Source organism: Accumulibacter sp., assembly GCF_036625195.1.
In the GTDB taxonomy this organism is placed as follows: domain Bacteria; phylum Pseudomonadota; class Gammaproteobacteria; order Burkholderiales; family Rhodocyclaceae; genus Accumulibacter.
This window is the reverse complement of the sequence record NZ_JAZKUG010000001.1, coordinates 3,004,227-3,027,122: the sequence shown is the minus strand read 5'-3', so window position 1 is coordinate 3,027,122 and position 22,896 is coordinate 3,004,227. Positions and strand designations below refer to the sequence as shown.

Here is a 22,896-nt window from a genome sequence, read left to right as displayed (position 1 = left end):
GAGTGGCTTCGGCGCCGGTCGAGCGTGTGGTGCCGGAAATCTGCCGTGATCACGGCCGCGAGAATCGTGGCGGCGCAGTGGAGATGGAGGGCCTTGGCAAGGATGCCGAGGCTTTGCCTCTGGACAGGTTGCCTTGGCAAGAGGCCATGCCCATTGCTGGCGAATGCGCGGGCCTCCAGCCTTGTCCGGGGTGATCGCAGCGTCGAGGGGGGAACGGAGGACCAGGGGCAAGTGCTACGTGCTGTCAGCGCCCCCCGGCCGTTTCGGTGACTTCAGCCCGGAGCGGCGGCGCGCCGGTCTCCACTTCGGCGCGGCCGCCGCGGGCCAACCCGGGCGCATCCGCGCCGTCGAGGGGCGATCGCTCAGGGCGTACGGTCAGTTGCGCCGACGCCTGGCGGCGATGCCGGCGACAACCGCGGCGGCCAGCAGGCCGAGCGTGCCGGGTACCGGCACGTCATTCGACTCGACCGTGATCACCACGTTGTCGAGAATGGCGCCCATGTTGTCACCACCGTCGTTCGCGAACGACAGGCTGTAATTGCCCGACGATCCAGGCGTGAACAGCAACGACAGATTGGCGTACGCGGTCTGCGAGGCCGGCATGCTGAAGCCCAGTACCGATGTCCCGAAAGTGACCGTCCCCGTCTCGGTACCCGCGCCGCGACGGTTTCCGGCAAGATCGAAGCTCAGCGTGTAGGTGTTGCCGCCAGTGAGCGAAAACACCCGCGACAGGACTCCCGCGTCGCTGCTGCTGCCATCGAGGTCAATGCACTTCTCGGCGCCCACCGGAGCACACAGTCCGGGAAAATAAGCGGGACCCACGATGTCGACGGTGCCACCCGACACCGTCCAACCGCTCGGTGCGACATTGGGGCCCACACCGTTCGACTGGAAGTCATCGCTGAAGAATGGCGCTGCATGCGCGCTACCGGTAACGGTCGCGGCAACGACAGCAGCGACAAGAAGCTTCGATTTCATGGATGTTGACTCCTCAAGAAAGCAATCATGGCTGTCCGGCCAAGCCGTGATGAACAGCCCAGGAAATGTTACGGGATTCGTCTTAGCAAGTTCCGGGCCAGCCACTCAACCGCTCATCAATTCCCATTATCTCAGTGGCTTGGATACGGGTTCGGGCAGCGCCTGCGCTGTGCTGTAAAGGAATCCGACACATGCCATGCGGCAGACCGTGATTTTTTTCTCGTCACGCGACCGCGTCGCCGCGGCGACGAAGACGACCTCGCCTGGCGCCCGTGGCACTGCCGTGATGCACATCGATTGGCCCGAGCGCTCACCGCTTCCTCGCGTCGGGCCATGGCGGGAGTGGAAGGCGATGCCCATCCCGCTCGCGGCGAGCCTCGTGGTCGGGGTGGTGAAATCAGGGAGCGAGATCGAAAACCAGGACTTCGGCAGCGTCCCCTTCGCCGAGAGCGAGATGCTCCTCAGCGGCCAGCAAAGCGGCATCACCGGCCTGCAGCAGATGCCCATTGACGACGAGCCGACCACGGACGACATGCACGTAGGCCTTGCGTGTCGGGTCGAGCGCCAGGCGCGCCGACTCGGCGCCGTCGAAAAGCCCGGCGTGGATGGCGGCATCGGCATGGATGGTCAGCGAGCCGGCAGCGCCGTCCGGCGAAGCGGTCAGGCGCAGGCGGCCGCGCTTCTCGCTGGCCGGGAAGTGCCGCTGCTCGTAGCCCGGTTCGATTCCCTCGCGGCGCGGCTCGATCCAGATCTGCAGCAGATGGGTGGCCTGGTCCGGCGCGTGGTTGAACTCGCTGTGGCGGACACCTCGCCCGGCGCTCATGCGCTGCACGTCCCCCGGCGCGATGTCGGTGCCGTTGCCGAGGCTGTCCCTGTGCCCAAGCAGCCCGGCGGTGACATAGGTGACGATTTCCATGTCGCGGTGGCCGTGCATGCCGAAGCCGCCGCCGACGGCGATCAGGTCGTCGTTGAGGACGCGCAGCTTGCCCCAGCCCATGTGCGCCGGGTCGTGGTAGTCGGCAAACGAGAACGAGTGATGGCTTTGCAGCCAGCCGTGGTCGGCGTGGCCGCGATCTTCCGCCTTGCGTATCTGCAACATGGGCTTCTCCTGTGGTGGCAGCGGCGAGGCGCTGCTGATGGATCGATGGCAGTGCTGGCGGCATCACCGCATCACCGCCCGGAGGGGGCAAAGGAATAGGCGTCCATGGCAATGACGAAATCGTCGACGCCGGCGTGGATGCGCTGCACGCGCGGCGAATCGCCGCCCGCCCCGAGCGCGACGAAGAGCGGCAGCAGGTGCTCCTCGCTCGGGTGAGCGGCAACGGCGCCCGGTGCCAAGTGGCGGTAGTCGAGCACGGCGGCCGTGTCAACCGCCTGCAGGCGCTCGGCCAGCCACGCCGGGAACTGGCGGACATGGTCCGGGATCGGGCCGCCGTCGCGTGCCGCCCGCTGGTATTCGTGCAGGTTGTGCGTGACGTTGCCGGACGCGATGACCAGGAAACCGCGTCGCAACAGCGGGCTGAGCGCCCTGCCGAGCAGCCAGGCCTGTCGCGGACCGCCACGGCTCTGGATCGACAGCGGGATGACCGGCCAATCCGCCTGCGGAAACATCAGGCGCAACGGCACCCAGGCGCCATGGTCGAGGCCGCGCGCCGGAGCACGTTCGGCCGCCATCCCGCTGCCGCGGATCGCCGCCACGACTTCCTCTGCCGCCTCGCGGCTGCCGCTGGCGGGATACCGGATTGCGTACAGTGCCGGCGCGAAGCCGTGAAAGTCGTGCAGGGTCTGCGGGCGCTCGGCGAAACCGACCGTCGGCAAGGCCGTATCCCAATGAGCGCTGACGATGACGATCGCGCGTGCGGGCGGCAGGGTGCGCGCCAGGTCGGCGATGGCCGCGCCGGCAGCGCCGGGGTGCAGCGCGAAGGTCGGCGCGCCGTGCGGTACGAAGAGGGCGGGTTGCGTGGCGATCGATTCCATCTGGCAGGGTCCTGATGCGACGGACGGACTGTAGCCCTTCCCGAGCGGCCAACATAGATGACGATCGGGAAATCATCATTGCTGCGACAGCAACAACCGGATCACGTGCCGTTTCGATGGCGGTGACTGGTGGTGGGTGGTGCTGCGCGGGCAGGAGCGAGCGACGGAACCCGGCTCGCGGGCCACCGCGAACGTGCGAGACGGCGCCGCGTCGCGTCTGAATGAGCCCCGCCGTGAGCTTTCGCACGCAGCACCAACGGGAAAGGACGGATGCTGCGAGCCATGGCCTCGGATGGCGTTTCGCGAAGGCCCTGATTTCCCGCCGCAACCTCCTGAGCATCGGTCGAACGTGGCGAGCAAGCGCGCACCGCGTCTGCGCTGCGCCCGCTGCTCGCTGCCGAACGGGTCATGCCCCGCGCAGCGGAGCGGCAGGAGTCGCGATTTCTTTCACGACACGACAAAGGAAGATTCCGGATGAACATACGTACCATCGCCCGCCTGCTGACGCTCGTCGGCGCCCTGTCGGCCAGCGCTCTGGCGCAGGCTGCACCGTTCCAGAACGGCAGCTTCGAAACCGCTCCGATCAACCCGGGCACGTTCACCACACTCGGACTCAACAACAGCCAGATCACCGGCTGGACCGTCAGCGGCGGCAACATCGACTACATCGGCACCTACTGGCAGGCAGCCCAGGGGAACCGCAGCATCGACCTCGCCGGCAACACCCTCGGCACGATCAGCCAGACTTTCGACACCCAGGTCGGCTGGCTGTATACCGTCCAGTTCGCGATGGCCGGCAACACCGACGGCGGTCCGGCAACGAAGCTGTTGAAAGTCGTCGCCGGCGACGAGGACGACCAGTTTTCGTTCAACCAGAGCGGCAAGTCACGATCGAACATGGGCTGGCTGGACTACAGCTTCCAGTTCACTGCCGACGCGGCGCAGACGACGCTGAGCTTTTCGGCGCTCAACGGCACCTGCTGCTACGGCCCCGCGCTCGACAACGTGCGCATCACCGCCCAACCGGGCTCTGTGCCGGAGCCTGCCTCGGCACTGCTCGTCGGTCTGTCGCTCGCCGGTCTCGGCTGGTCGCGCAAGCATCGGTAGGGCATCCAGCGGCGGCCGCCGATCGCCACGGGGCTTGTCGAACAGGCGACCGGCAAGCCCGTGAGGGTCCATACCGGCACACCTTCTGCCCCCACCCGCGCGCGCTGCCGCCGGTCTCCCCAGTCCGGCCAGCAGCGAGGCCAGGGTGCCCGGCTCGGGGGTTGGCAACGACACCATTTCAGCTGCGGGCGGTGACGATCTGCCCGACGGCGGTGCCGGGAGCGACACGCTGCTCGGCGGTCTCGGTAACGACACGCTCACAGGCAGCAGCGGCGCCGACATCTTCCGGTTCGATACCCTGCCCCACTCCGCAACCAACCGCGATACGATCAGCGACTTCAGCGTCCTCGACGACACGATCGAACTCGATAACGCCATCTTCACCTCGCTGTTGAGCCCCGGCACCCTGGCTGCCGGCTCGTTCCGCTCGGGCGATGGTTTCGCGAGCGCCGCCGACGCCAACGATTACTTGTCAGGCGGCGCAACCCGACCTTGCGAGCTACGGTAGGTCTTCGTGAAGACAGAGGTAGTTGCCTTCTGTGTCCTTGAACCACGCAGCCTTCTCGGAACCGAGTACACAGACATGTTCCACGGTCTTGAAGCCCGGCAGGTCGTAGTCTTCGAACACCACGCCTGCCCGCTTCAGTTCAGCGACGCTCGCGGCGATGTCGGCGACTCGGAAGCTGATTGCCGTGTGTTCGGCCTTGGTCCCCTCCGGCTTGGGGAACAAAGCCAGCGTGGTCCCGCCCACCGCATACTCAAACTTGCCGTCGGGCTTGAAGTTCCCTGGCTTCAATCCAAGGCTGCCCTCGTAGAAGGATCGGGCCCGGGCCATGTCCTTTACCGGAAGCATGGTGGTCACGGATGCGTTGGCCAGCATATGCACTCCTTTCGCTCCAAATGGCTGCACCCGACCCAGAGCAACCTCCTGGAACATCGGCAGTCAGTTACGCAGCTTAGCTCCAGCGGCACCTTTGCGCTACTCCACCAAGCGCCGCCCCGCGCTCGAGCCAACCCGCTCCGGCATGGCACTTGGCCCGCGAGGCGCTTTGCTTCCTCATCCGCCTCACGGGCCATGCGTCACGCCTGCGCGTGTGGCTCAACTCGTACGATCGACGACAGCGGTTCCGGCGCCCTGTACTGCGACGCCAGCGGCAACGCCGGCGCGAGCCCGCTGCAGATCGCCACCCTTGCTGCGGGTCCCATGCTGAGCAACCTCGACTTCGTCGTCATCTGTTCCCTGCCGCCCGGCAGGCCCCGGTGCGGTGTGCCGGGCGGCAGCGACAAGTCCGACGGCAGCGAGCAGAGACCAACACGCGACCGTCCCCGGAATGGTGATGATGGCAGTGTCGATCTTCGACGCGCATGTGAGCAACTTGGCGATGTCGTGCGACTGACTCTCGCTCAGTTTGAACTGCGGTATCAAGCGGCGGCGAGCGACACCCTCGGCCGGACAGCTGTGGAGGAAGGCCATGGCCAAGGCCTTGCCTGCCGACGACGCGGGGAATGACTGGCTCCTTCGGAAGACCCGCCGGTACATGGCCCACGATGCTGCGCCGCGCGAATTCCGGCGCCGACCGGTCGTGCTGAGATTCGACCTCGAACCAGAGCAGCCGGGCGTCGGGCGCGATGCCGCAAGCGGCAGCGCCGCCCCCCCGCCGCAATGCTGCGGCACCGACGAGACACGTTGTCGCACCCCGAGAAGCGTCCGCCATACGGCCGATCTGTGTCCGACCAGAGCACGTCCGGAGGAACTTGACGCCGCTACCGGGCGATTCTATGCTGCTCATGACCGCAGTGATTTTTCCGGGTGTCGGATGCGGCACCGCCACTCCGGGCGCCTTGCCGTTGCGCCGGAGGATTCCCGCGACGTGGCGGTCCTGTCGTTGGGCTCGTCGCCGCCAACGGTCATGGCCGCCTTCGTGCCATCCGGGTCGCCAGAGAGGTGATGGATGTATCCGCAAGCCCTGCTCTTCGCCCTGCTCGTCGTGACGACGGCGGTATCGGGTGGCGAGGTTTACAAGTGGGTCGACGAGAAGGGCGTGACCCACTTCTCGGAATTGCCGCCACCGGGACAGCAGGCGGTGAAACCCCGGCAGCCACTGGCAGCACAAGGGCAGCCGCAAGCAGCCCCGGCCAGTGCCGACGATGGCGCCAGGCCGGCGGGCAAGACGTGGCAGGAGAAGGAAACGGAGTTTCGCCAGCGGCAGATCGAACGGGATGCCGCTGCCCGCAAGCAGGAGGAGCAGGACGCGGCGGCGAAGCGACTGCAGCGCGACTGCCTGCTCGCCCGAAAATCTCTCGAGAACCTGCAGAATGCCAACGCCGTCGCCCGCTACGACGACCGCGGCGAGCGCGTCTATCTTGACGACAGGCAACGGGCGGCGCTGATCCAGCAACACGGGCAGGAGATCGACGCACGCTGCGCCGGCAGGTAGCTGCAAGTCACTGGCTGCCGGCAGCCGGTCCTCCCCCGCCATTGAAGATCGGCAGCGAGCAGGTCGGGCTGCTTCCGACGGCCCGCAGTGCGTCGCAGGATGCTCGGCAGATTCGATTCGAGGAGCAGACCGGCTACCTGGTCGAACGCCTGATCATTCGTCACCAGCACGGCGTCGACGCTCAGCAGCCGGCGCGATCTCCGCAGGCAGGACCTGTCTTCTCCTGCCACGGACCGTCGGGGTACACTGGCCGAATGTTCTATCTCGACCCGTTCGCAGCCCTGCAGGAACATCGCGTTGACTACGTTCTGGTGGGCGGCCTGACATTGAACGTCCATGGTCTCGAGCGTGCAACGATGGCTGTCGACCTGATGCTCGCCCTCGATGAAGACAATCTCGCGCGCTTTGTCACGGCCGCCGGGGAACTCGGCCGTACGGCGATATCGCTGGCGAGCATCGACGACCTGATCCGCCTCAAGCGAGCGACAGGCCGCCAACGCGACGCCGCCGATGCCGAGGCGCTGCTTCGCTCGCAGGCATTGGGGCGCGCGTGCAGGCGCCGGCCAGGATTGATGCGGCGGACTTTGCCTACGAGACCTCGGACGAGCGCCTGCTTGCCTACAGCGCGTTGCCCATCATCGACCGGCTGCGCTGGCTCGACGAGATTCGCCAGTGCACGCTGGCCGTGCGCGCCGCACCTGAATCTGTCGCGCGGCGTCAGACTCGCGGGGAACAGGAATCCAGCGAGTCCTTTCGGTGAATCCTTTGGTCCCCACCGGGCGAAGCAATGGCGTTCCCCAGATGTGGACAAGACCAGTTGGGCGAATTCCGTTGCTTCGCCATTCATCTTCATTGTCCGAACAACGGCGCATCGTCGCCAAAGTCGACGAGTTGCTGGCTCTCGTCGACCGCCTCGAGTCCGACCTTGCCGAATCGCGCGCGCAGCAGGAACGTCTCGCCACGACGCTGATCGAACCGGCATTGCAGGCTGCCTGAAAACAGCTCCAGCATGGGCCTCTCGACCGCAGCAGCGCCGAAGCCACGTTCACATCAACGATGGACCCCGCAGGTGCGACCTGCCATGCCGAAGGTGGAACCTTCCATCGCCAGCATGCAACGACCGACCTCACACATGGAAACTTCCATCGACAGGGTGCAGACTTCGATGCCGCAGGTGGAACCTTCCATCGCCCAGACGCAGCGACGAACCCCCTCGATACCAGCCTGCACCGATCTGGTGCAGACTTCGATGTCGCAAGCGGAACTTTTCATCTCTGCGATGCAACAGCGAAGCTCGGCGACGCAAGCTCGCATCGCTTTGGTGCAAAACTCGGCGCAGGCGATTCACTCGATGAACACGCGCGACGGAATTTTTCAATGGCAGCACGCAACGATGAGCCCGCAACAATGGAAAGTTGTGTCGAGCGCATGCGAGGATGGTCCCGGTGGATTGAAGATTCCATCCGCCGGCTCACGTGCCGGTCGCCGGGGAGCGGCAGCAATCCCGCTGCCGCATGCCGCCGCTGGCGCAGGAAGCGGCCAAGCCTGAGCGGAACGGCAGCGCCGGCTGGTGGACGGCGGATCGCTGGCGCCGTCGCCGGCGTCGGCCGGCGGCCGGCGGCCGTTGCGCTGCCGCCCCCCAGCTCGGCGCAGCCAGACGCCGGCGCGAGCGATACGACAGAACGAGAACCGAACGAGGAGAAAACGATGAACCTTTCCGCAAGCACCCTCCGCTCCCGCTGCAGCGATGCCGAATGGCAGCAGCGCGTCGATCTCGCCGCCTGCTATCGCCTGGTGGCGCTGTTCGGCTGGGACGACCTGATCTTCACCCACATCTCGGCCCGCGTCCCCGGCCCCGAGCACCATTTCCTGATCAATCCCTACGGGTTCATGTTCGACGAGATCACCGCATCGAGCCTGGTCAAGGTCGACGTGCACGGCAACAAGCTCGACGACACGCCACACGAGATCAACCCGGCCGGCTTCACCATCCACAGCGCGGTGCATGCGGCGCGTGACGATGCCATCTGCGTCCTCCACCTGCACAGCGTCAACGGCGTCGCGGTCTCGGCACAGGAGGCGGGCGTGCTGCCGCTGTCGCAGCACTCGATCTTTGTTCTCTCGTCGCTCGCCTACCACGACTACGAGGGGGTGGCGCTGGTCGATGACGAGAAGCCACGCCTGGTGCGCGACCTGGGCGACCGGCGTTTCCTGATGCTGCGCAACCATGGTCTGCTGACCGTCGGCCGATCGGTCGCCGAAGCCTTCGTCGCCATGTACTTCTTCGAGACGACTTGCCGCATGCAGGTCGGCGCGATGAGCCGTGGACAGCCGCTGCGGTACATCGCGCAACCGATCATCGACGGCGCGCAGGCGCAGTGGGAGCAGGTGACGCGCGGTGCCGGTGGCGGACTGGCGTGGCCGGCGCTGCTGCGCCGCCTGGCGCGCACCAATCCGGGCCATGATTCCTGAGACGAAGTGCAGGCGGCGCCAAAGAGCGCGGCAGACGGCAGGAGCGAACGTGCCGTCCTGACGATCAGGATGCACAGGGCAGGCACCGGCCTGGCTGCAGCGGTCACCGCCGATGCGGTAGAATGCGCCGCGTGACCGCCCTCCTCGTCCTCACCAATCTGCCCGACCAATCGGCCGCACGGTCGCTGGCGGAACGGCTCGTCGAAGCGCGCCTCGCTGCCTGCGTCAACATCCTGGCCCCCTGCCGCTCTGTTTACCGCTGGCAGGGAAAGGTCGAAACAGCCGACGAGGTGCCACTGCTGATCAAGACCAGCGCGGCGCGCCTCGCCGAGCTGACGGCGGCGATCCGCGCCAGCCATCCGTACGAGTTGCCGGAAGTGGTCGCGCTCGACATTGCCGCTGGCCTGCCCGAGTATCTCGCCTGGGTGGCGGCCGAAACCGCGCCGTCGACCTGAGCAATCCGAAGCTGCCAATGCTCCGCTGCCTGCTCTCGCTCCTGCTGCTGCTCGCCACGCTGGCCCAGGCGGAAGAGTTCCTCGACCCGGCGGTGGCCTTCAAGCCGAGCGTGCGTGCGCTCGACGGGCAGACGCTCGAGGTGCGCTTCAGCATCGCCAAGGGATATTACCTGTACCGCGACAAGTTCCGCTTCGCCGTCGAACCGGCGACGATCCGCCTCGGAACGCCGCTGCTGCCACCGGGCAAGGAAAAACACGACGAGACCTTCGGCCGTGTCGAGGTATTCTACGACCAGGTGCTCATCCGGCTGCCGGTCGAGCGCGACAGCCCGGGGCCGCTGCCGCTGACGCTGCGCGTGACCTCGCAGGGTTGCGCCGATGCCGGCATCTGCTATCCGCCGCAGCAGCACACGCTCGCCGTCGAGCTGCCCGATCCGGCGGCGGTGGGCGCGGTCGCCGCACCGGCAGCCGCCGGCACAGCCGGCGACGAGTCCGGCCGCATTGCGCAATTGTTCCGGCATGCCGGCTTCTGGTTGCTGATCGGCAGCTTCTTCGGTTTCGGTCTGCTGCTGTCACTGACCCCCTGCGTCTTTCCGATGATCCCGATCCTCTCGGGGATCATCGTCGGCGCCGGGCGCGACGGTCATGGCGTCTCGCATGCGCGCGGCTTCCTGCTCTCGCTGGCCTACGTGCTCGGCATGGCGGTGACCTACGCCGCCGCCGGTGTCGCCGCCGGCCTCACCGGCACCCTGCTCGCGACGACGCTGCAGAATCCCTGGGTCCTCGGCGCCTTCGCCGCCGTCTTCGTTCTCCTCTCGCTGTCGATGTTCGGCTTTTATGAGCTGCAGCTGCCGAGCATCGTGCAAAGCCGGGTATCGGTGGAAGCGAGCCACATCCGCGGCGGCTCGCTGCCCGGTGTCGCGGCGATGGGCGCGCTGTCGGCACTGATCGTCGGCCCGTGCGTCGCCGCGCCGCTGGCCGGGGCCCTGCTCTACATCGGCCAGAGCGGCGATGCGGTGCTCGGCGGCGCGGCGCTGTTCTCGCTGGCGCTCGGCATGGGTGCGCCGCTGCTCGTCGTCGGCGCCAGCGCCGGCACCCTGCTGCCGAAGTCGGGACCTTGGATGGAGGCGGTGAAGAAGGCCGTCGGCGTCATCCTGCTGGCGACCGCCGTCTGGCTGGTGTCGCCGGTGATCCCGCCGGTGCTGCAGATGCTGGCCTGGGCGCTGCTGCTGATCGTGCCGGCGATCTACCTGCACGCGCTCGACCCGCTGCCACCACACGCGAGGGGCTGGCAGCGCTTCTGGAAGGGAATCGGCATCGTCATGCTGCTCTTCGGCGCCGCGATGCTGCTCGGCACGCTCGCCGGTTCGCGTGACCCGCTGCAACCGCTCTCGGTGCTGCGCAGCAGCGCCGCCGGCAGCGATGCCCGGCACCTGCCTTTCGAGCGCGTGCGCACGGTCGAGGAACTCGACAGCCGGCTGGCCAGCGCCGGACGGCCGGTGATGCTCGATTTCTATGCCGACTGGTGCGTCTCGTGCAAGGAGATGGAGCGCTTCACCTTCGCCGATCCACGCGTGCAGGCGAAACTGGTGGGCTGGACCCTCCTGCAGGCCGACGTCACCGCCAACTCGGCAGCCGACCAGGCCCTCCTGCAACGCTTCAAGCTCTACGGCCCGCCGGGAATCATCTTCTTCGACCGGCAGGGACGGGAGATCGAAGGCATCCGCGTCGTCGGCTTCCAGAGTGCCGAGGAGTTTCTCGGCCTGCTGGCGCGCCTGAACTGACTCAGTCCTACTGCAGCGCGCCCGGCGACAACGGCTTGCCCGGCAGCAACGGCAGGGTCTTCGCCGGCAAGCGGAACTCCGCCGTTGGCGCCAGGCTCTGGCCACGGGCAAATCCCGGCGCCTTCGCCCTGCCGCGCAACGGCGACGCCTGCGGCAGCACGAAAGGCAGGCCATCGACGTCGACCAGGGTCGCGGCCTCGACGGACTGGTTGCCATCGTGGCGTCCCGTGCCCTGCGGCGCGAAGATGCCGCGGCCGACGAGCAGGTTGTTGATCGCCCAGACCTCGGTCACGGCCGGCAGTCGCTCGCTCCAGACCTGCAGGAAGCGCCCGCCGGGCGTGTCGTCGACGAGGGTGTTGTGCGCCAGATGAAGCGCATTGTCCGGCCAGCGCTCGCCTTCGGCGCCATAGGAAACGACGACCGGGTTGTCGGTCGTCGCGCTCTGCCCGATGATGTTGCCGATCACCCAGGCGATTCCGCCGTTGGGAAATTCGAGCTCGTACGAGGCGCTGCCGCCGACCCCATCGACCAGCAGGTTGTAGAGGATCGAACTCTCGCGCGCCCGCGACTTGATCAGGTGTCCGAGGTAACCCTGTTGAAAACGGCTACCGCTGACCTTCAGGCGGGCGATCGTGCCAGCGTAGAGCAGATGGTGCAGCGCACCGGCATGGCGGGGAGCAGCACCGAACTCGCTGTTTTCCACTTCGAGGACGGCGTCGGCCGCGTTGCTCGTGAGAATGCCCATCTCGTTGTCGAAGAAGGCGCAGCGGACGACCTTCAGGTGGCCGCTCTCGAAACGGATGCCGGCGCCGTTGCCGGCAGCGACGCGCACGCCGCGGAATTCGAGGTTGTCGATCGTCATCTGCGCACTGCGCACCACCCACAGTGCCTTGCCCTCGGCGCTGTCCCCATCGGCGATGAGGACCGGCCGCCTACCGACGCCGCGAATCGTCAATCGGTCCTGCGTCCACACCACGGCCTGCCGTCGGTATTCGCCCGGGCGAATCTCGATCGTGTCGCCGTCGCGCGCCAGCCGCGCCGCTTCGCTGATGCTGCGCACCGCTTCCCGCTCACCGACGACGATCGTCCGGCCGCTGCCGGCAACCCCCGGCTGGCCGTCGGCGGCCACGCGCTGACTGCCGGCGCGCCTGGCGGCAGGCGTCTCGACGGGGGACGAAGCGGCTGCCGGGCTGGCCGCCGGAGGCCGCACGACCTCCAGTTGCCCCTGCTCGTTGCGGCGAATCGTGCCAAGCTCGGTCGGCGCCGGCGGCAGGTTGTCGGCCGACAGCGGGCTGCCGATGGCAGCCAGTGCAAGCGCGGCGGCGGCGAGCCACCAGATCGGACGAGCCGGTCGCGCGTCGCGAGCGGCTGCGGCACACCCGGCCGGCGTGTCCGCGAGCGCTGTCGCATGATTTGCCGACGCGTCGTCAGCACAGCTCGACCTGCGCCCCGAGCTCGACGACACGGTTTGGCGGCAGCTTGAAGAACTCGGTCGCGGTATCGGCATTGCGGAACATCCAGTTGAACAGGGTCTGCCGCCAGTTTGCCATACGCGCCTGCTGTCCGGGGGGCAAACGGACGACCGTGTCGCGCCCGAGGAAGAACGAGGTGGACATCATGTCCAAGGCGAGTCCATCGGCGGCGCAGAGGGCGAGCGCACGCGGCAGGTCGGGTTCGTCCTTGAAGCCGTAGGCGACATGGACGCGGTGGAAGCCCTGGCCAAGCGCCTCGACGCGGACACGCTCGGCCTCGGCGACGTGCGGCACATCGGCAACCGCGACGTTGAGGACGACCACCCGCTCGTGCAGCACCTGGTTGTGGTTCAGGTTGTGCAGCAGTGCACGCGGCACCCCTTCGGGATGGGAGGTGAGAAAGACGCCGCTGCCGCGCACCCGCTGCGGCCCGTCGACGGCAATGCCGGCGATGAAGTCGGCGAGCGGAATCGACTGCTGTCGCTGCCTTTCGGCAAGCAGCCGGCGGCCGAGCCGCCAGGTCGACAGGAGAACGAAGACGGCGGTACCGACGGCCAGCGGGAACCAGCCGCCATCGACGATCTTGATCACGTTGGCGGCGAAGAAGGCGAAGTCGACGACGACGAAAAAGACGAGAAAGAGTGCCGCGCGCGGCCAGCTCCACTGCCACAGGGCACGCACGACGACGAAGGCAAGCAGGGTGTCGATCATCATCGTCAGGGTGACGGCGATACCGTAGGCCGACGCCAGGTTGGACGACGAGCGGAAGCCGAGGACGACGACGATCACCGTCAGCAGGAGCAGCCAGTTGATGTTCGGGACGTAGATCTGGCCCTTCTCGCGCTCCGAGGTGAAGCGTACCTGGATGCGTGGGCAGTAGCCGAGTTGCATGGCCTGGCTGGTGAGCGAGAAGGCGCCCGAGATCACCGCCTGCGAAGCGATCACCGTCGCCGTCGTGGCGAGGACGACCAATGGCAGAACCAGCCGCTCGTCGGGGACGAGGCGGAAGAAGGGACTGGTGATCGCCTGCGGGTCGGCGAGGATCAGCGCGCCCTGGCCGAGGTAGTTCAGGTAGAGCAGCGGGAAGACGAGGGCAAACCACGCCCATTTGATCGCCCGCCGGCCAAAGTGTCCCATGTCCGCGTACAGCGCCTCGCCACCGGTGATCGCGAGGACGACCGAGCCCAGCGCGAGGAACGCCATGCCCGGCTGCCCGAGGCAGAAGGACAGCGCGTACCAGGGGTTGATCGCCGCCAGCACAGACGGGTTCTGGATCACGTTCCACAGCCCGAGCAAACCGAGGGTCAAGAACCAGAGCATCATCAGCGGACCGAAGAGGGCGCCGACGGCGGCGGTGCCATGGCGCTGGAAGACGAAGAGGAGGACGAGAATGACGACGGTGATCGGCAGCACCCAGGGCTTGAGCAGCGGTGTCGCCACTTCCAGTCCCTCGACTGCCGACAGCACCGACATCGCCGGCGTGATGACCGCATCGCCGTAGAACAGTGCGGCGCCGAAGATGCCCAGCACCGACATCAGCCAGAGAATCCGCGGCGTCGCATTCGCGGTGCGCAGTGCCAGCGCCGTCAGCGCCATGATGCCGCCCTCGCCGCGGTTGTCGGCCCGCATGATGAAGAGGACGTACTTCAGCGAGACAGTGATCGTCAGCGCCCAGAAGACCAGCGACAGGATGCCCAGGACGTTGCCCGCGCTGGGCGGCAGCGGGTGATGGCCGCCGAACACTTCCTTCATCGTATACAAGGGGCTGGTGCCGATGTCACCAAAGACGACGCCCATCGCAGCCACGGCAGTGGCCGCCAGTCCCGATCGCCGTTCGCCGCCCGCTGCTTCCTCTGCAACCATGTCGGCTCCCGGCCCAGTCACCACGACGCACCTCCGAAGCCCGTCCACCATCATCCGCGTCCGGCGACGAGCCAGCACAGCCGGCGCTTCGGGCGATCAGCCCAAGGGGCGGCAAAAGGTCCACCGGCCTGCTCCGGGAGCGTACAATCCCGCTTTTTCCCCCCTGCGCCCAGCCCGATCAGGAGGACCGCGATGAGCCAAGAATACACCAGGCCGGCCGAACCGGAAACCCTGCAGCAACGGCTCGCCGAGGTGCACCTCACCGAGGTGCGGTCGCTGCTGTCGCTGCAGAAGCTGGTCGAGGATCTGGTCCGCGAACAGGGGACGGCAGAGGAAGACGGCGTCGACAGCGAGGTCGAGCAGCAGTACCGTCGCGAACTGCGGCAGAAACTGAAGCTGATGCCGGCGCGGGAGGTCGCCTACATCATCGAATCACTCGATGCCTCCGAGCGTCTCGTCGTCTGGGAGGAAGTCAAGGAAGGCGCCGACGCGATTCTCGCCCTGCTGCCCGATGAAGTGCTCGAGGAACTGATCGACGACAGCCACTACCGCAACGAGAAGATGGCGATCACCGCGTTCGAGCTGCGCGACGGAAGGCTGCACCAGATTTCGGTCAGCGGCCCCGATGACCTGGCGAACGTCAAGCCGATCTGGGTCGACCTGATCGCCCCGACGAAGAAGGTCCGCGGCTGGATCAACCAGCTGTTCGACATCGATGTGCCGGACCCCGGCAACCTGACCGACCTCGAGGCGAGCGCCCGTTTCTACGTCGACGATGAAGGGCACACCCACCTGCACTCGGACTTCCTGCTCGATACGCGGGAGGAGTCACGCAACGTTCCGGTGGCGATGATCCTGCACGAGCAGGTGCTGTTCACCGTGCGCAGCGAGGAACTGCCGGTCTTCCGCCTGCAGCGGGCACGCGCGCGCACGCGCCCCGGCTACGTCAGCAACGGCACCGACGTGCTGATCGATCTCTACGCCGCGGACGTCGAGTACTCGGCGAGCGCGCTCGAGGACATGTACGGCGAACTCGATCGCGTCGGACGGCAGGTGCTGCGCTCGCACACCAGCGACCAGGAGGCGTCGAGAATCCTGGTGGCGATCTCGCAAGCCGAGGATCTCAACGCCCGCACCCGCCGCAGCGTCCTCGATGCCCGCCGTGGCCTGTCGTTCCTGTTGCGCGGCAAGTTCCTCAGCGAGGCGCAACACGCCGATGTGCGCGAGATCCTGCGCGACATCGAATCGCTCGACGGCCACACGGCCTTTCTCTTCAACAAGATCAACTTCCTGATGGACGCCACCGACAGCGCGATCAACATCAACCAGAACAAGGACATCAAGCGGCTGACCGTGCTCAGCGTCATTTTCATGCCGATCAACGTCATTGCCGGCATGGGCGGCATGTCGGAGTTCTCGATGATGACCGAGGGAATCCCCTGGCCGATCGCGTACACCGGCTTCGCCTGCACGATGGTGGCGATCGGCGCCCTGACCTACTATGGTCTGCGCCACTTCGAACGGCGCCGCATCAGCGCCCAGCAGCAGACACACCACCACGCGGACTGAGTCGCAGCGCGACGGGCCTCACCAGGCGCGGAAGACCTCCGCGGCGGCGGCGACGGTCGCCGCGATGTCGTCGGCCGAGTGCGCCGCCGAGACGAAACCGGCCTCGAACGCCGACGGGGCGAAATAGTGGCCGGCGGCCAGCATGGCGTGGAAGAAGCGCCGGAAATCCTGCTGCTCCGACTGCAGCACCTCGGCGTAGCTTTGCGGGCAAGCGGGACGGAAATAGATACCGAACATGCCGCCGATCGACTGTGCCGAAAAGGGCACGCCGTGCCGCCCCGCCGCAGCGACGAGACCATCGCAGAGGCTGCGCGTGCGGGCTGCCAGCTGCTCGTGGAAGCCTTCCGTCTGCAGCAGCCGCAGCGTCGCCAGGCCCGCGGCCACGGCCACCGGGTTGCCGGAGAGCGTGCCCGCCTGATACACCGCGCCAAGCGGCGCGATGCGGCTCATGATGTCGCGCCGGCCGCCGAAGGCACCGACCGGCATGCCGCCGCCGATCACCTTGCCAAGGGTCGTCAGGTCGGGAGTGACGCTGTAGAGGCCCTGCGCCCCCTGTGGGCCGACGCGAAAGCCGGTCATCACCTCGTCGAAGATCAGCACCGCACCGTAACGGCTGCACTCCTCGCGCAAGGTCTGCAGGAACGGTGGGCGCGGCGCGATCAGGTTCATGTTGCCGGCGACCGGCTCGACGATCACCGCCGCGATGCGGTCGCCATGGGCCTTGAAAGCGGCAACGACCTGCTCGCTGTCGTTGTAGTCGAGCACCATCGTGTGCTGCGCGAGATCGGCGGGAACGCCGGCCGAGCTCGGATTGCCCAGGGTGAGCAGACCCGATCCGGCTTTCACCAGCAGGCTGTCGGAATGACCGTGGTAGCAACCCTCGAACTTGAGCAGCAGGTCGCGGCCGGTGTGGCCACGCGCGAGACGAATGGCGCTCATCGTCGCTTCGGTTCCGGAGCTGACCAGGCGCACCATTTCCAGCGCCGGCAACAGCTTGCAGAGAAGCTCGGCCATGTCGACCTCGCTCTCGGTCGGCGCGCCAAACGACAGGCCCGCGAGAGCTGCCTCGCGGACGGCAGCGACGACCTCAGGATGGGCATGGCCGAGGATCAGCGGCCCCCATGAGCCGACATAGTCGAGGTAATTGACGCCGTCGGCGTCGGTGACGCGCGCGCCGGCACCAGCCACGAAGAAGCGCGGCGTGCCACCGACCGAGCGAAAGGCCCGCACCGGCGAATTGACACCACCCGGAATGTGCGCTTGCGCACGTTCAAACAGCTGCTGGTTGCGGGAACTCACGTCGCTTGTCCTCGAACAGGGATTGGTAGGCTGCGGCACGCGCCTCTACGTCGGCGGCCGCGAAAAGGTCACTGATCACTGCCAGCATGTCGGCGCCGGCAGCCAGCAAGGCCGGCGCATTGCCGATCGTGATGCCACCGATGGCGCAGCTCGGCACACCGAGCTCGCTGCGGCAGCGGGCAAAAAGCGACAGCGCCGCGGCCGGCGCCAGCGGCTTGGTCGTGGAGGGATGCACGGAACCGAAGGCAACGTAATCGGCCCCGGCCGCAACCGCGGTCCGCGCACGCGCGAAATCGCCGTAACAAGAGGCGCCGAGCAGGCAGCCGGCGGGCAGTGCCTGGCGGGCGGCATGCAGGTCGCCGTCAGCGGCTCCCAGATGCACCCCGTCGGCTGCGACCGCCAGTGCCAGCGCCAGATCATCGTTGATCAGCAGACGGGCACCGAACTGGTGACAAAGCCGGCGCAGTGCGTGCGCAGTCACCAGCCGGTTGGCGGCGTCGACATCCTTGTCCCGATACTGGAGAAAGGCCGCCCCACCGCGCAAGGCCGCTTCGACGAGCGCAAGGTCGCCAGCGGCCGTGAGCCCGGGCGGGGTGATCGCGTAGAGGCCGCGCAGGGGCTGCCGTTCAGTCATCGAGTAGCCGAGGGCGTTGACGGGTGGCGAAGAAGCGATCGGGAATGAACTGGCCCATGCCGGGGCGGAAGCCGGACGCCAACGCCCGCCAGGTGTAATCCTGTGCGGCAGCGACGGCATCATCGACTGCCCGACCACTGGCCAGATTGGCGGCAATCGCCGAAGCAAGCGTGCAGCCCGACCCGTGGTAGCTGCCGGGCAGGCGATCCCAGGCATCGCTGCGCACCAGCCCGACTCCCTGCCGATACAGCGCGTTGATCACGCGCTCGGTGTTGACATGGGTACCGGTCAACAGCACGTGCCGACATCCGAGGTCGAGCAGCTTCTGCGCGCAATCGCCAAGGGGCAGTTCCGAGCCATCGCCACCCGCGTCGTATCCCCCCGTCGCGGACACGAGCCTATGAGCCTCCAGCGAGTTGGGTGTGAGGATCGTCGTCACCGGCAGCAACAGCTCGCAGAGGCCGGCGATCATTTCATCATCCGCCAGTTTGTCACCCCGACCGGAAGCGAGAACGGGATCGACGATCAACGGCAAGGCAGGATAGTCGGCGACGATGCCGGCGATGACGGCGATATTCTCGACGCTGCCGGCAAGGCCGACCTTGAACGCCGCCACCGGCATGTCCTCGAGCAGCGTCCGCGCCTGTGCCTCGACGCAGTCCGCAGCAACCGCGAGAAGGCTGCCGACGCCGACCGTATCCTGCACGGTCAGTGCCGTGATCACCGACAACGGGTGGCAACCCAACGCCGAGAGGGTCATCAGGTCGGCCTGCATCCCCGCCCCGCTGGATGGATCGCTGGCGGCAAAGCTCAGGACAATCGGCGGCAACGGCGTTGCAGGGCGGTGGTTCATGAACTCAAGGTGGGCTCGGCTGTCGGCATCGGAGGAGAAACCCTTGGCAGCAACGCCGGTGATTGGCTAAAATCGTCGTGTTTCCCCGACGATTTTACTCGAAATTCCCGACGCGCCATGCACAGCGACAGCAACGAGCCGTATCAGACTTGGATGTGTCTCACCTGCGGCTTCATTTACGACGAAGCGGCCGGCCTGCCGGACGAGGGAATTCCGGCCGGCACTCGCTGGCGCGACCTGCCGATCAACTGGGCCTGCCCGGAATGCGGAGCGCGCAAGGACGACTTCGAGATGATCGAGATCTGAGCACAATGCGGTATAGTGCCGACGGCACGCAACGATCAGGATTCCGGGGCTTGGGCTGTTGATGACGATGACCCGGAACGTATTGGAGGAGCGAGTTGGCTGAAGCGGACAAGCTGCGCGGTGTCAAGGTGATGGTCATCGACGACAGCAACACGATCCGGCGCAGTGCCGAGATTTTTCTCGTGCAGGCAGGCTGCCAGGTGCTGCTCGCCGAGGATGGCTTCGACGCACTGGCGAAGGTTGCCGATCACCAGCCGGCGGTGATTTTCTGCGATATCGTCATGCCGCGACTCGATGGCTACCAGACCTGTGCCCTGATCAAGAAGAATCAGCGTTTCCGCTCGACCCCGGTCATCATGCTGTCGTCGCGCGACGGTCTCTTCGACCGCGCCCGTGGCCGCATGGTCGGCTCGGACCATTACCTGACGAAACCGTTCACCAAGGACAGCCTGCTGCAGACCGTCGCCGCCTTTGCGCCGGCAACGGGCTGAACGAGCGGCAGCGTGTCCACCGCTACGGGTACCTGCAGAGGCCAGACGCAATGACCATCAGAAGGATTCTCGTCGTTGACGATTCACCGACCGAACGCTATGTCCTCAATGAACTGCTCACCGGCAACGGTTATCAGGTCATTACCGCAGAGAACGGTGAAGAGGGGATCGCCAAGGCCCGCAGTGAACTCCCCGACCTGATCCTGATGGATGTCGTCATGCCCGGACTCAATGGCTACCAGGCGACACGGACCCTGACACGCGACCCGGCGACCCGCAGCATACCGGTCATCGTGTGCACGACGAAGGGCCAGGAGACAGACAAGATCTGGGGTTTGCGCCAGGGCGCCCACGATTACATGGTCAAGCCCGTCAATGGTCAGGAGTTGCTGGCCAAGATCGCAGCCCTTTGAAATGGTGGCCGACGAATGAGCAAGAAGATCCGGCTGCATGAGTTCCAGTCCTATCTGGCGGCACGTCTGGCCGGCACGAGCGCACAGACGGCGGCAGGATTGCTCGGCGTCCAGGCTGGCCCGGACTACTGGCTGCTCGACCTGGCGGACTCGGGCGAGATCGTGCCGCTGACGTCCCTCACCACGGTGCCGCTGACCAAAGCGTGGTTCGCGGGATTGGCCAACATACGCGGCAACCTGTACTCGGTGGTCGACCTGTCGGCCTTCGTGGGCAAGGAAGTGACACCCCGCAGCACGAGCTCGCGGCTGCTCCTGATCGGCACCCGACATGGCAGCAACGCGGCACTGCTGGTGAACCGCATGATCGGCCTGCGCAACGTCGACGCGCTCACTCCGGAAGCCGCCGCCGACGGCCCGGCCTGGGCGCCGGAGATCTATGCGGACAACGAGGGCCGCCGCTGGAAGAAGCTCAAGGTACGCGAACTGCTGGCCGACGAGAACTTCATGGACATCGCCGCTTGAGGCGGCCGCAGATCACGCGAGACGTGACGACGAGTCCTTGCTTCGTCGCGGCAACGTAACCGGAGGAGGAAGATGACGTTCAAACTCAAGCTGCCGGCCTTCCTGTCCCGCCTGCAGGACGCGGCGGGCGAGACGGTACCGACCCGGACGATTGTCGATTCGGGCGCACCGGTGAAAAGGAAGCGACCGATTCCTTGGTCGACGGCCTTGCTGAACCTGTCGCATCTGCCGGTGGTCAAGCGGCTCCAGCTTCTTGGCGGTGCCCTCGTTCTCGTCATGCTGCTGGTTGCCGTCGTCGTCTATCGCGACAACCGGCAGGCGGGCTACGCCGCCGCCTACATCGCGACGGCTGGCGACATGCGCATGCTCTCGCAGCGACTGGCCAAGGCTTCCAGCCTGGCCTTGCTGGGGGACCCGGCAGCGTTCAGACAGCTGCGCGAGTCGCGTGACACCTTTGCCGGAAACCTCGAAAGACTGAGCAACGGCGGCGAGCTGGCGTCCGGCTGGGTGCCGCCGTCACCGGCCCGCGTTCAACCGCAACTCCAGGAGCTGGCTGCGGTCTGGGACAAGACCGACCGCAATGCCGCGCGCCTCCTGGAAATGGAGAAGAACCTCGTTTCACTGGGCAAGGAGGTCGCATCGATCAACGATCGCAATCCGCAGTTGCTCGACCTGGCTGAACAGCTCGCCGCTCTGAAGCTGCAGGGCAATGCGAGTACGCGGGACATCGCGGCGGCCAACCAGCTCGTGATGCTGACGCAGCGGATCGCCAAGAATGCGAACGCGCTCCTGCTCGGCGATGCGATCGACCCGGAAGTGGCTTTTCTCCTCGGCAAGGACACCAACACCTTTCGCGATATGGTTCATGCCCTTGGCAAGGGCAGCGAATCACTGCGCATCGCCGCTACGACCGACCCAGAAACCAAGGCCAAGCTGGGCGAACTCGACGCCAGCTTTGCCGATTACCGGGCGGCAGTGGGTGGCATCCTGGGCAACATGCAACGCCTGATCATCGCCAAGCAGGCCGGCTCGCAGATCTTCCGCGACAGTGAGGAACTCCTGCAGGTGACTGACCTGCTCGCACAGGCATACCAGGATCGCGGACTCGATCGCGCCCTCTACGGCCTCATGATGGTCGTTCTGATCGCCCTCGCGATCGGCTTGGCAGTGCTGCTGGCGAGAACCTACCTTGCCGAGAGTACGCGACAGGCTGAGGAAGCCGAGCGCGGCCGGCGCGAGACCGAAGCCATCAACCGGCAGAATCAGGACGCGATCCTGCGCCTGATGAATGAGCTGGGCGATCTGGCGGACGGCGACCTGACGGTAACCGCGACGGTCTCCGAAGACATCACCGGCGCCATCGCCGACTCGATCAACTACACGATCGAGGAACTGCGGCTACTGGTGGGACGCATCAACGATGCCGCCGGCCGCGTGACACTGGCAACCGAGCTGGCGCAGCAGACCTCGACCGAGCTGCTCGCCGCTGCCGAGCGCCAGGCGGCGGAAATCAAGGCGGCCGGCCAGTCGGTTCTCGGTGTGGCGTCCACGATGACCGGCGTTTCCGGCGACGCCAAACAATCGGCCAAGGTCGCACGGCAATCGCTGGCCGCCGCCGGCAAGGGAGCGCAGGCGGTCGAGGACTCGATCACCGGCATGAACCGCATTCGCGAGCAGATCCAGGAGACTTCGAAGCGCATCAAGCGTCTCGGCGAGTCGTCGCAGGAGATCGGCGAGATCGTCGAGCTGATCTCGGACATCACCGAGCAGACCAACGTGCTGGCGTTGAATGCCGCAATCCAGGCGGCCTCAGCCGGAGAGGCCGGACGTGGTTTCACGGTCGTCGCCGAGGAAGTGCAAAGGCTTGCAGAACGCTCGGCCGAAGCGACGAAGCAGATTGGAGCGATCGTCCGAACCATCCAGACCGATACTCAGGACACGGTTTCGGCGATGGAGGAGTCGACGCGCGGGGTCGTCGAGGGCGCGCGCCTGTCCGACGCCGCTGGCCAGGCCCTGGCAGAGATCGGCGCGGTGACGAGAACGCTGACCGACCTGATCGAGAACATCTCCGGCGCGACGCGCCAGGCCGCCGACTCGGCAACGAGGGTCGCACGCAAGATGCAGGAGATCCTCCTGGTCACTGGGCAAACGACTGCTGGAACCCAGAAGACGGCAACAGCGATCGGCGAGTTGGCCGGACTGGCAACCGAACTGAAGGGCTCGGTTGCCGGGTTCAAGGTCTCTTGAGTGCCTGATTGGAGAG

At 66.5% G+C, this 22,896-nt stretch carries 24 protein-coding genes; 15 read left to right on the top strand and 9 right to left on the bottom strand.

What is annotated here, in order from left to right; translation table 11 throughout:
* Positions 1-375: 375 nt before the first annotated feature.
* The 3 genes from V5B60_RS13460 to V5B60_RS13450 all read right to left on the bottom strand — a co-directional run bounded on the left by V5B60_RS13460 (position 376) and on the right by V5B60_RS13450 (position 2,955).
* Positions 376-978 (bottom strand): PEP-CTERM sorting domain-containing protein, encoded by a 603-nt coding sequence (locus tag V5B60_RS13460; protein WP_332347539.1) that lies wholly within the window; start codon positions 976-978, stop codon positions 376-378.
* 397 nt (positions 979-1,375) lie between these two features.
* Positions 1,376-2,077, bottom strand: coding sequence for a pirin family protein (locus V5B60_RS13455; protein WP_332347538.1), 702 nt, complete (start codon positions 2,075-2,077; stop codon positions 1,376-1,378).
* A 71-nt stretch (positions 2,078-2,148) separates the two neighbouring features.
* Entirely contained in the window at positions 2,149-2,955 is an 807-nt protein-coding gene (locus tag V5B60_RS13450) for a DODA-type extradiol aromatic ring-opening family dioxygenase (RefSeq protein WP_332347537.1), read from the bottom strand.
* Between the two features lie 474 nt (positions 2,956-3,429).
* On the opposite strand from V5B60_RS13450, the gene V5B60_RS13445 reads away from it, so the two are divergent.
* Positions 3,430-4,062, top strand: coding sequence for a choice-of-anchor C family PEP-CTERM protein (locus V5B60_RS13445; RefSeq protein ID WP_332347536.1), 633 nt, complete (start codon positions 3,430-3,432; stop codon positions 4,060-4,062).
* A 145-nt stretch (positions 4,063-4,207) separates the two neighbouring features.
* The gene (locus V5B60_RS13440; RefSeq protein WP_332347535.1) at positions 4,208-4,570 is read left to right on the top strand and encodes a M10 family metallopeptidase C-terminal domain-containing protein; all 363 of its coding nucleotides are present in this window, start codon (positions 4,208-4,210) and stop codon (positions 4,568-4,570) included.
* On the opposite strand, the gene V5B60_RS13435 is transcribed toward V5B60_RS13440, so the two are convergent.
* Complete coding sequence (locus V5B60_RS13435) at positions 4,562-4,942, bottom strand: VOC family protein (RefSeq protein ID WP_332347534.1); 381 nt, start codon at positions 4,940-4,942, stop codon at positions 4,562-4,564. The genes V5B60_RS13440 and V5B60_RS13435 overlap by 9 nt on opposite strands.
* 1,072 nt (positions 4,943-6,014) lie before the next feature.
* On the opposite strand from V5B60_RS13435, the gene V5B60_RS13430 reads away from it, so the two are divergent.
* From V5B60_RS13430 to dsbD, 7 genes are all read left to right on the top strand, one after another.
* On the top strand, positions 6,015-6,500 hold the full coding sequence (locus tag V5B60_RS13430) for a DUF4124 domain-containing protein (protein WP_332347533.1): 486 nt from the start codon (positions 6,015-6,017) through the stop codon (positions 6,498-6,500).
* 550 nt (positions 6,501-7,050) lie between these two features.
* Positions 7,051-7,260 carry a hypothetical protein gene (locus V5B60_RS13425; protein WP_332347532.1) on the top strand — a complete coding sequence of 70 codons (210 nt, stop codon included), beginning with the start codon at positions 7,051-7,053 and terminating at the stop codon, positions 7,258-7,260.
* Positions 7,261-7,352: 92 nt separating this feature from the next.
* Positions 7,353-7,496, top strand: a complete 144-nt coding sequence (locus V5B60_RS13420) for a hypothetical protein (protein WP_332347531.1) — start codon at positions 7,353-7,355, stop codon at positions 7,494-7,496.
* An 85-nt stretch (positions 7,497-7,581) separates the two neighbouring features.
* Complete coding sequence (locus tag V5B60_RS13415) at positions 7,582-8,049, top strand: hypothetical protein (RefSeq protein ID WP_332347530.1); 468 nt, start codon at positions 7,582-7,584, stop codon at positions 8,047-8,049.
* A gap of 158 nt (positions 8,050-8,207) precedes the next feature.
* Complete coding sequence (locus V5B60_RS13410; protein WP_332347529.1) at positions 8,208-8,972, top strand: class II aldolase/adducin family protein; 765 nt, start codon at positions 8,208-8,210, stop codon at positions 8,970-8,972.
* A gap of 122 nt (positions 8,973-9,094) precedes the next feature.
* Positions 9,095-9,427, top strand: a complete 333-nt coding sequence (cutA, locus tag V5B60_RS13405) for a divalent-cation tolerance protein CutA (RefSeq protein ID WP_034939103.1) — start codon at positions 9,095-9,097, stop codon at positions 9,425-9,427.
* A 17-nt stretch (positions 9,428-9,444) separates the two neighbouring features.
* Positions 9,445-11,211, top strand: coding sequence for a protein-disulfide reductase DsbD (gene dsbD, locus V5B60_RS13400; protein ID WP_332347528.1), 1,767 nt, complete (start codon positions 9,445-9,447; stop codon positions 11,209-11,211).
* 7 nt (positions 11,212-11,218) lie between these two features.
* On the opposite strand, the gene V5B60_RS13395 is transcribed toward dsbD, so the two are convergent.
* Positions 11,219-12,676, bottom strand: coding sequence for a hypothetical protein (locus V5B60_RS13395; protein ID WP_332347527.1), 1,458 nt, complete (start codon positions 12,674-12,676; stop codon positions 11,219-11,221).
* Positions 12,639-14,546 (bottom strand): potassium transporter Kup, encoded by a 1,908-nt coding sequence (locus V5B60_RS13390; RefSeq protein ID WP_332347526.1) that lies wholly within the window; start codon positions 14,544-14,546, stop codon positions 12,639-12,641. The genes V5B60_RS13395 and V5B60_RS13390 overlap by 38 nt, the downstream gene beginning before the upstream one ends.
* A 192-nt stretch (positions 14,547-14,738) precedes the next feature.
* Between V5B60_RS13390 and V5B60_RS13385 the strand changes: the two genes are divergently transcribed.
* Positions 14,739-16,115 carry a CorA family divalent cation transporter gene (locus V5B60_RS13385; protein WP_332347525.1) on the top strand — a complete coding sequence of 459 codons (1,377 nt, stop codon included), beginning with the start codon at positions 14,739-14,741 and terminating at the stop codon, positions 16,113-16,115.
* An 18-nt stretch (positions 16,116-16,133) separates the two neighbouring features.
* Here the strand turns inward: V5B60_RS13385 and hemL are convergent, their stop codons facing one another.
* The 3 genes from hemL to thiD are packed head-to-tail and all read right to left on the bottom strand — an operon-like array spanning position 16,134 to position 18,901.
* The gene (gene hemL / locus V5B60_RS13380) at positions 16,134-17,414 is read right to left on the bottom strand and encodes a glutamate-1-semialdehyde 2,1-aminomutase (RefSeq protein ID WP_332347524.1); all 1,281 of its coding nucleotides are present in this window, start codon (positions 17,412-17,414) and stop codon (positions 16,134-16,136) included.
* Complete coding sequence (gene thiE / locus V5B60_RS13375; RefSeq protein ID WP_332347523.1) at positions 17,386-18,048, bottom strand: thiamine phosphate synthase; 663 nt, start codon at positions 18,046-18,048, stop codon at positions 17,386-17,388. Before thiE ends, hemL begins: the two co-directional genes overlap by 29 nt.
* A complete protein-coding gene (gene thiD, locus V5B60_RS13370; protein ID WP_332347522.1) occupies positions 18,041-18,901 on the bottom strand; it encodes a bifunctional hydroxymethylpyrimidine kinase/phosphomethylpyrimidine kinase in 861 nt (286 codons plus the stop codon). Before thiD ends, thiE begins: the two co-directional genes overlap by 8 nt.
* Positions 18,902-19,018: 117 nt before the next feature.
* Here thiD and V5B60_RS13365 point away from each other — a divergent pair, with 117 nt between their 5' ends.
* The 5 genes from V5B60_RS13365 (at position 19,019) to V5B60_RS13345 (ending at position 22,880) form a co-directional block, all read left to right on the top strand.
* Positions 19,019-19,207 carry a rubredoxin gene (locus V5B60_RS13365; RefSeq protein ID WP_332347521.1) on the top strand — a complete coding sequence of 63 codons (189 nt, stop codon included), beginning with the start codon at positions 19,019-19,021 and terminating at the stop codon, positions 19,205-19,207.
* Between the two features lie 131 nt (positions 19,208-19,338).
* Complete coding sequence (locus V5B60_RS13360) at positions 19,339-19,698, top strand: response regulator (RefSeq protein ID WP_434735379.1); 360 nt, start codon at positions 19,339-19,341, stop codon at positions 19,696-19,698.
* Positions 19,699-19,748: 50 nt separating this feature from the next.
* Positions 19,749-20,111, top strand: a complete 363-nt coding sequence (locus V5B60_RS13355; RefSeq protein WP_332347519.1) for a response regulator transcription factor — start codon at positions 19,749-19,751, stop codon at positions 20,109-20,111.
* 15 nt (positions 20,112-20,126) lie between these two features.
* Positions 20,127-20,633 carry a chemotaxis protein CheW gene (locus tag V5B60_RS13350; protein ID WP_332347518.1) on the top strand — a complete coding sequence of 169 codons (507 nt, stop codon included), beginning with the start codon at positions 20,127-20,129 and terminating at the stop codon, positions 20,631-20,633.
* A 72-nt stretch (positions 20,634-20,705) separates the two neighbouring features.
* Positions 20,706-22,880 carry a methyl-accepting chemotaxis protein gene (locus tag V5B60_RS13345; RefSeq protein ID WP_332347517.1) on the top strand — a complete coding sequence of 725 codons (2,175 nt, stop codon included), beginning with the start codon at positions 20,706-20,708 and terminating at the stop codon, positions 22,878-22,880.
* Positions 22,881-22,896: the final 16 nt, after the last annotated feature.